General features: G+C 41.9%; 3 protein-coding genes. 2 read left to right on the plus strand and 1 reads right to left on the minus strand.

The window, feature by feature from the left end; genetic code table 11:
• Positions 1-304 precede the first annotated feature (304 nt).
• Both Q0072_RS06580 and Q0072_RS06585 read left to right on the plus strand, forming a co-directional pair.
• Positions 305-1,678 (plus strand): AAA family ATPase, encoded by a 1,374-nt coding sequence (locus tag Q0072_RS06580; RefSeq protein ID WP_298327445.1) that lies wholly within the window; start codon positions 305-307, stop codon positions 1,676-1,678.
• 25 nt (positions 1,679-1,703) lie between these two features.
• Positions 1,704-2,528, plus strand: coding sequence for a DUF4435 domain-containing protein (locus Q0072_RS06585; RefSeq protein WP_298327448.1), 825 nt, complete (start codon positions 1,704-1,706; stop codon positions 2,526-2,528).
• A 141-nt stretch (positions 2,529-2,669) separates the two neighbouring features.
• Here Q0072_RS06585 and Q0072_RS06590 read toward each other — a convergent pair.
• Positions 2,670-2,894 (minus strand): helix-turn-helix domain-containing protein (locus Q0072_RS06590; protein WP_298327451.1); only part of this gene is annotated, 225 nt, incomplete at its 5' end.

Consider the following 2,894-nt stretch of genomic DNA (forward strand, 5'->3'; position numbering starts at 1 on the left):
AAAGCGTCTGCCTTGGGCTGTCGGAACCAGGGGGACACTGTTACCAGAAAGCTACACCGGACGCCAGCCCGCAACGTGATAAAGCTGCAACAGGGTGTAGTGCCTTTTTCTTGTAAAGATAAAATTTAAGATTAAACAGGGTTACATTTAAATAATAATAATAAATAGAATAGAAACTCCATATTTTTGAAAAGCGATAAAATATAAAAAAAGAAAAACATACATGTATGATAAATGAAATAATTACTCTTGACGCCCCCTAAAAATCGTTCAAACTGGAAGCGAAATTTAAGGAATGGCTTCAATGCAGATCAACAGGTTTAGAGCCGAAGGCGTTCATGGCTACTTAAATTTTGATATTACTATCAATCCAGATCTGACCTTCCTCCATGGTATAAATGGCCAAGGAAAGACGACTGCCATCCGAGGAATGGTTGCTTTGATGAATTTTGATATCTCGTGGCTTGCGCGCACGCGATTTAATATTTTATCAATAAATCTGCGCGATGAAAACAGAGGTTCAATATTTATTCAATCTATCCGTCATGTAGATACTTTAAAGTTTAGCGTTAAGTTTAACAAAGACACTACCATTTCTGTAGATGTAATACTTCCACCTATTGATTACCTACAAAGAGATCAGTTTGCCGGAAAAATTGATGACGACTTCATTATGCGAAATGCCCGAATAAACCCACCAGAAGGGCATATTCACATTATGAAATACATTAAATCAATAAAAAAGCCTCTCTTTCTTGGGCTTGACAGAACGACCCTTACTCCACCAGTGGAAGAAAATAGAATGGGGTTGGTAGACAGAAGGCGAGAAATCAATTCACGCACCCATCTGGACTCTAGCCTTGTAGATGCGGAAGAGATTGCACGCGAAGCGTACGCTGAGTATCAGCGAGAGAGGGATGTTGCAGCAGTAAAAATTAAAGAGCAAATTCCTTTAATTTTGTTTCAGCCGGCAGATCTATCCTCATTTCACGGCAGTGCATTTACATCGTCTAAAATCGAGATACGTAAGAAAATTGCTTCGTACAAGCAACTAAGGCAGCAAATTGCTTCATCTTATGCAATGATAGCGAGAGATAAAAAAGAAATAGAGAAAGTGATATCAAAGTATTTTGATGCCCTGATAATGGAAAAGGAAAAGACCCTCGGAATCGACTTTCATTCCAGGTCATTTACTGACACCGAAATGAATGCAATGGTTGAATCCAGTCGGCTTGAAGCCGCCCTGCCATTTATTCAAAAAATTGGAAAACTTCTGGAAGATTTTCAAAGAGATCAAGAAAAAAATTATTCAAGATTTTCTGAATATTTATCTATTGTGAACGATTTTATCAAAGATTCTGGGAAAAAATTCGAATTCTCATCAAGTGGTCGACTTTCTGTACGACTCCCAAATGAGTCGGTTGGCGATGTCAGATCGCTAAGTTCGGGAGAAAGACAAATTTTTGTACTTATAACACATTTGGCGTTTAGAAATATCCGAGGTGAACGTGACATATTGATTATTGACGAGCCTGAACTGTCTTTGCATCTAGCTTGGCAAATGCAATTTGTCGACGCGATACAGAGGGTAAGTCCGTCCACTCAAATCATTCTAGCCACTCATTCACCCTCAATCATCATGGATCGCGAGGACAAGTGTGTCGCACTTACCGCCTAGTTATCCCCCACAAGCTGCTCCTGGTATGGCTGTCCTTCTGGGTCAATATAATCCGGAATGGGAACTCTATGTAGAAGATGTTTCACAAGTCAATTTGTATAGGTTTCTTATGCATGCGGCAATTGGTAAAGATCTACCTAAATGGTTTCCTATTCCGCTGGGCGGTCGTCAACAGGTAATAAATCGGGCCCACGCCATGGCTGCAAAGTCAGACAAGAGGCGCTTGTTTCTGATTGACGCTGACATGTCAATCATAATGAAGGGCCCAAGAACTAAGATTAAAAACTTACACCAAGTAGGTGCATATTGCATTGAGAATGTCGTTTTCGAGTTAAATTCATTAGCAAAAGTTGTTTCCGAACACTCAGCGGCGCATTGTCCAGAAGACATTCATGAAGTCTGTAATCTTCAGGAGGCTGTGCATGTAGCAAAGCGATATTTGCTTCCCCTCTTTATCTTATATGCAATCGCAAGAAAGCTCGCGCCGACGGTGGCTTCGGTTTCTAATGGAATCGGTCGTTTCTATGATCCAAAGGCCTTGCGTGTTAAGAGAGATCAATTGCGACTTGTTAGGAGGGAAATCATAAAAGAATGCATTGATAATTCAAACAAAAATAAATTCCTCCAGGAAGGCAGAAAAATTCGCTCGCTTATTTCTACTGAAAATTGGAATAAGTACGTATCTGGGAAGGACTATATCATACCTTTATTTCACAATCATTGCAAAAATTACACGCAATACACAGGAAGTAGATGCCAGCTAGCAAGATCTCTTGCCAGGCACTGCACTTTTTCAAACGATCCAATCCTTAAAACTCGATTAAGAAAACTTTATGGATTCTCACGTTAACTCGAATTTCCAGCACTGCTATTCGAAACACGGGTGTATGCCATAGGTAAAGTTGAAGTGTAAGCCTCACCCTGACAGAATAGGATTAGAAGCCTTTTCAGTCAGGGCGAGCCTTAGACTTGATCTACGAATTTTCTACCTCTACTTCAACCCCCGCACCACCTGTATATCCAAATCCCTGATCTTCTTCCTCAGCGTATTCCGGTTAAGCCCCAGCATATGCGCCGCCTTGATCTGGTTGCCCCGCGTCGCGGTCAGGGACAGCAGCGGGCGTTCGACCTCTCGCAGGATGCGGTCATAGAGGCCCGCCGCCGGGATACCGTCCTTATGCGCCGCGAAGTACTCCCGCAGGTGGCGTTCGACGGC

The organism is Asticcacaulis sp. (assembly GCF_027484505.1).
In the GTDB taxonomy this organism is placed as follows: domain Bacteria; phylum Pseudomonadota; class Alphaproteobacteria; order Caulobacterales; family Caulobacteraceae; genus Asticcacaulis.

Bases quoted from the DNA above. Each gene is read 5' to 3' on its own strand.
- Q0072_RS06580 (WP_298327445.1), top strand. From the start codon at position 305: ATGCAGATCAACAGGTTTAGAGCCGAAGGCGTTCATGGCTACTTAAAT.
- Q0072_RS06585 (WP_298327448.1), top strand. From the start codon at position 1,704: ATGGCTGTCCTTCTGGGTCAATATAATCCGGAATGGGAACTCTATGTA.